Source organism: Pseudoalteromonas sp. TB64, assembly GCF_000498095.1.
GTDB lineage: Bacteria > Pseudomonadota > Gammaproteobacteria > Enterobacterales > Alteromonadaceae > Pseudoalteromonas.
Window position 1 is genome coordinate 1 of sequence record NZ_AUTQ01000049.1, and the last position, 5,195, is coordinate 5,195.

General features: G+C 38.7%; 4 protein-coding genes and 1 tRNA gene. All 5 read right to left on the reverse strand.

What is annotated here, in order from left to right; genetic code table 11:
- On the reverse strand, positions 1-1,537 hold a 1,537-nt coding region (rsxC, locus tag L647_RS0101590; protein ID WP_024609644.1), incomplete at its 3' end, for an electron transport complex subunit RsxC.
- Positions 1,538-1,545: 8 nt separating this feature from the next.
- Positions 1,546-2,100, reverse strand: coding sequence for an electron transport complex subunit RsxB (rsxB, locus tag L647_RS0101595; protein ID WP_024609645.1), 555 nt, complete (start codon positions 2,098-2,100; stop codon positions 1,546-1,548).
- A 1-nt stretch (position 2,101) separates the two neighbouring features.
- On the reverse strand, positions 2,102-2,683 hold the full coding sequence (gene rsxA / locus L647_RS0101600) for an electron transport complex subunit RsxA (protein ID WP_024609646.1): 582 nt from the start codon (positions 2,681-2,683) through the stop codon (positions 2,102-2,104).
- A 291-nt stretch (positions 2,684-2,974) separates the two neighbouring features.
- Complete coding sequence (locus L647_RS0101605) at positions 2,975-4,918, reverse strand: GGDEF domain-containing protein (protein WP_024609647.1); 1,944 nt, start codon at positions 4,916-4,918, stop codon at positions 2,975-2,977.
- A 150-nt stretch (positions 4,919-5,068) separates the two neighbouring features.
- A tRNA-Asn gene (locus L647_RS0101610) sits at positions 5,069-5,145 on the reverse strand.
- Positions 5,146-5,195 lie beyond the last annotated feature (50 nt).

The window sequence follows — 5,195 nt, forward strand, 5'->3', positions numbered from 1 at the left end:
CAGCCGATTTTTCATCGCCGTTATCAGATTTGTTTTTGACACGCGCTAATGCATCGGCTATTTTTTGTTTTTCGTCAGCTGATTTAGCGGCAGGTTTACGTTTATGACGATTTTGTCTTTCTTCTTGCTCGCGGTCTAAACGTTCTTTACGTGCATCAAAACGCTCTTTGGCACGATCTGCTTTAATTTTATCAGCTTGCTGTTCTTTTATTTCAACTTTAGCTACGCGGTAGTATTGCACGAGTGGAATTTCACTTGGGCAAACATACGCACACGCACCACATTCAATACAATCAAATAAATTATGTTCTTGAAGTTTGTCGTATTCTTTCGATTTAGCAAACCATTGTAATTGTTGTGGTAATAAAGAAGCAGGGCAAGCATCAGCACAGGCACTACAACGTATACAGGCTTTTTCAGGACCAGGCTCTGCAAGTTCTTTATGATCAGGCGCTAGTATACAGTTAGTTGTTTTTACAATACCTATACGTACGGTTGGCAGTGTAAAGCCCATCATTGGGCCACCCATTATAACGCTTTGCTGTGGTACGGGTGAGAAGCCTTGGCAATCAAGTAAGTGTTTTATTTCAGTACCTAATAAAGCCCACACATTACCTGGTTTATGAATGGTATTGCCCGTTACCGTTACTACACGTTCAATGAGCGGTTTACCTTCGTAAACTGCTTGTTGTACGGCAAATAACGTACCTGTGTTTTGTACAAGTATGCCTATATCAGCGGGTATACCCGTACTTGGTACTTCACGATTAGTGAGTAACTTAATCAGTTGTTTTTCACCACCTGAGGGGTAAATAGTTGGGACTGTTTGTACTATTATTTTATTGTTATGCTCAGCCGCTTTACTCATAGCTGCAATAGCTTCAGGCTTATTATCTTCAATACCTACAATGCACAGCGTTGGATTTAACAGCTGTTGCATTAGCTCAAGACCTTGTACTACTTGTGCTGCATGCTCGCGCATTAGCGTGTCGTCTGCAGTAATGTAAGGTTCGCATTCAACTGCATTTACAATCAAAAATTCAATTGGCTGTTTTGTATCTGCTTTTATATAAGTAGGGAAACCCGCGCCACCCATGCCACTAATGCCCGCTTGATGAATTATATTTACTAATTCGTCGTGAGCTAAGGTCTTGGGGTTGTTATTTGGGTTAAGTGCTACCCATTCATCTTTTCCATCAGTTTCAATAACGATACTAAGTTCTGGTAAGGCAGACGGATGGGCTGAAGGCATTGGTGCTATATCAGTAATTATACCTGAACTTGGCGCATGTACCGGCACTGACCAATTAGCTGCGGGGGCAGTTAATGCTTGGCCTTTAAGTACACGCTGGCCTTTTTCTACAAGTAACTTACCATTTGCACCTATGTGTTGCTTTAAAGCAACGACAAGCTTTTCGGGCAATGGTAGGCGAGCAATGCTAGCACTATTAGAGAGTGATTTTTGTTGTGGTGGGTGTATTCCGCCAGGAAATGGCCAAACGGTCCCTTTATTTATTTGTTCAAGTAACTTATCCACTCAAACCTCTAATCTATTTGTGTAACAGGAATAGCGTCTAGCTGCCATTTCCAGTTTTGTTTAGTTTCGGCTACAGGTAGCATATCAATGCAATCTACAGGGCAGGGCTCAACACATAAATCGCAGCCAGTGCATTCATCAATTAGTACAGTATGCATTTGGCGAGTGGCACCTAAAATAGCGTCAACAGGACAAGCCTGAATACATTTAGTGCAGCCAATACATTCGTCTTCGCGAATATAGGCAACTGTTTTTACTGGATCTGCTTGTTCGCCGCCCGCAAGTGGTTTTTCATCAACACCCATTAAGCCCGCAAGCTTCTTCATGGTTGATTCACCACCGGGTGGACATTTATTTATTTCATCGCCGTTTGCAATAGCTTCGGCATAAGGGCGGCAACCCGGGTAGCCACATTGACCACACTGAGTTTGCGGTAAAATGGTGTCTATTTGTTCAACAATGGGATTGCTCTCTACACGAAATCGTATAGCGGCAAATCCTAAAATTAACCCAAAAATCAGCGCTAACGAGCCAAGCGCAATTAAGGCGTAAAACAAGGTCATATTAAAATTTCACTAATCCGGTAAAACCCATAAATGCCATCGACATTAAGCCTGCGGTTATCATGGCAATAGAGGCGCCTTTAAAAGGAGTGGGTACGTCAGCTGCTGCTAAACGTTCACGTAATGCTGCAAATAAAACTAGCACTAACGAAAAGCCAACCGCAGCGCCAAAACCATACACTGCCGATTGTAAAAATGAATGATCTTCTTTGATATTTAGTAAAGCGACACCCAGTACAGCGCAGTTAGTAGTTATAAGCGGTAAAAATATGCCTAATAAGCGATACAGAGTAGGGCTGGTTTTACGCACCACCATTTCGGTAAATTGCACTACAACGGCAATAACTAAAATAAAGCTCATAGTGCGCAAAAACTCGATGTCGAGTGGCACTAAAATATACTGATTTACTAAGTAGCTTGTAACGGAGGCAAGGGTAAGTACAAAGGTGGTCGCCAATGACATACCAATTGCCGTATCAAGTTTCCCTGATACGCCCATAAACGGACATAAGCCTAAAAATTGTACTAATACAAAGTTATTAACCAGAACAGTTCCGATCAATAATAAGACATATTCTGTCATGTGTGCCTCACGCTATTAAAATCATTGGTATTATCCTTTTTTCTGCCCTGATTAACAACATGTGCAGTGACTATCAGCCAAATAAACAAGTTAAAATTCAAAGGCAATTATAAAGGTGTAAAAATACTGTAATTCGTATGTAATATTTACTTTAATTTTACAGTGCAAGTAATGCCAAATAGTACCACAGCGTTATTACTACAATTCACAAAGCAAAAAAGAGCAACAAGTGCTCTTTTTAAATTAATTAACATTACTAGGCTGATTTAACAGCGAGCAAGCTTAATTGATTTAGATATCTTTAGGTTTTTCGATGTAATAACCTTGTACACCATCTAAACATAGGGTTTCAATAATGTGCTTTTCTTCTTGGCTTTCAACGCCTTCAGCAAATACATTAACGCCAATACGGTGCGCTAAATCAACCATAAGTCGCATAAAGTATTGGTTGTTTTTATCATCTTCTAGACCGCGAGTGTAACTTGCATCCATTTTTATAAAATCGGGTTTTAAATCGCGGAAAAACTTAAATGAAGTTAAGCCAACACCAAAGCGTTCAACTGTTACGCGAGCGCCAACTCGGTGGATCATATCAATAAAGCGCTTACTAGCTTTAATGTTTTGCTGTAAACCAAACTCGCTTACTTCAAACACAAGTTTAGATGCAATGTGAGTATCTTTTAATAAGCGGCGTTCTAACCAAATTACAAATTGGTCGTTGTGTGCGCTTGATGCTGTTACATTCAAGCCAAAAAACTTCTCAGATAGGTTACGGCTCTTAACTTTTTCAAGCGACGAATCAATAATTAATCTGTCTATCTCTATAGCCATATCGAGTTTTTCGGCCATAGCCAAAAATGACGCGGTAGGGAGTACTTGGTTATCTTCAGTTTTAAATCTAACTTGTATTTCGGCGTATGCTTTAATACTTTTGCCAAGTGGCATAATATTTTGCATTACTAAGTGCACACGTTTTGATTCAATAACTTCGTTAATCACTTTGCGCCAGTTTTGATTACCAAACCCAGCACTTGCGTTATTAGCTAAATCGGTTTCTCGTTGTACATGCCACGCATTTACTTGTTTTGATTGCGCCATACTCATTGCATTATCAACAACCGAAAGAAGCTCCCCTAAAGGTTTTCCTTTTTCGTAGCCTACAATACCCGTGTTAGCTACTGAAGTTAGTTCTTGGTTTTGTTGATATTGCGTAAAGCGCGATTGTAAGTTTTCGCCAAAGCGTTCAGCTTCTTTAAGAGGTACATTAGGCAATACAACGGCAAAATCAGAGCTGTTTAATCTAAATACTTGGCTGCCAGTATACGTACCACTTATGTGTTTAACTATTTCAGAAACACCTCTAACGTATTCGTCGCCTTTTTGATAGCCACGGCTTTGATTTATAGCTTGTAGCTCGCTACATCTAACCATTGCTAAAGCACCAAACGTGCTTTTTTCGGTGTTTTCGATGTTTTTTTCGTAATACTCAACAAACATATTACGATTGCCAAGCGCAGTAATTACATCTTTATACGCTTCGTGTTTAATATCTTGCGCGGCACTTTGAATATCATCACTTTTTGATTTTAAAAAGTGAGATAAACGATTAAAACTAGGAACTAAGTCTTTACCTAAGTTTTTTAATTTTGAACCGTCTAATGCTGTTTCTAAATCGTTATTAACTTGGTTTTGATTAATATAAATATCAATAGTGTCTGCAACCGTCATGCTTATATTTTTATTTAAACGGTAAAAAATCGATTTCATCAAAATAATAGGAATAATTACTAAAGCAGCAGAAATAACAATAACAATGAATAGGGCGGTTTGAAGCTGCTCAGCTAAGCGTTCTATGTTAAGTGTAAACTCAATTTTTATATCTGCTGCATCATTAACAGCAAACTGTGGACGAATAGAGTTAAGGTTAGATTGTATAAAGTTAGCAAATATAGGTAAGCGAGAAGGGGTGTCAATACTAAACACTTCGTTACCTTGGTAATCTCTTAATGTAAAACTAGAAAATGTTTTTCCATCAGCAATTATTTTTTTTAAGTTTTGTGCTGAATCATCATTAAAAGATATTTCGTTTATATATTTGGTTACAGTAGTTTGAGCATTTTTTTGCGCATCACTAACCGCATTGTTAAAGCTTACCGATATAAAGTAAGTTCCAGCTGCAATGCATAGTAGCCAAGTAATTATTTGTACAAAAATAAGTTTTTTAAAACCAGCCATGTTTTCAGTCTTTTAATAATTCAAAAGGGAAGGAATCAAGTCCTTGATTAATAAACTAAGTTACAACGCATATGAATAATAAATTAATGCTTTAGTTATAGATAGGAGAGTAGTGGATTTTTGCTGGAATGTCTATGGAATTCTTATAATTGGCTCCCCCTCCCCGACTCGAACGGGGGACCTGCGGATTAACAGTCCGTCGCTCTAACCAACTGAGCTAAGGGGGAACTAAAGTAGTGATATTATTATGATTTGGCTCCCCCTCCCCGACTCGAAC

Excerpts from the sequence above, each read along its gene's own strand:
- rsxA (WP_024609646.1), bottom strand. The coding sequence starts at position 2,683 with ATGACAGAATATGTCTTATTATTGATCGGAACTGTTCTGGTTAATAAC.
- rsxB (WP_024609645.1), bottom strand. The coding sequence starts at position 2,100 with ATGACCTTGTTTTACGCCTTAATTGCGCTTGGCTCGTTAGCGCTGATT.
- L647_RS0101605 (WP_024609647.1), bottom strand. The coding sequence starts at position 4,918 with ATGGCTGGTTTTAAAAAACTTATTTTTGTACAAATAATTACTTGGCTA.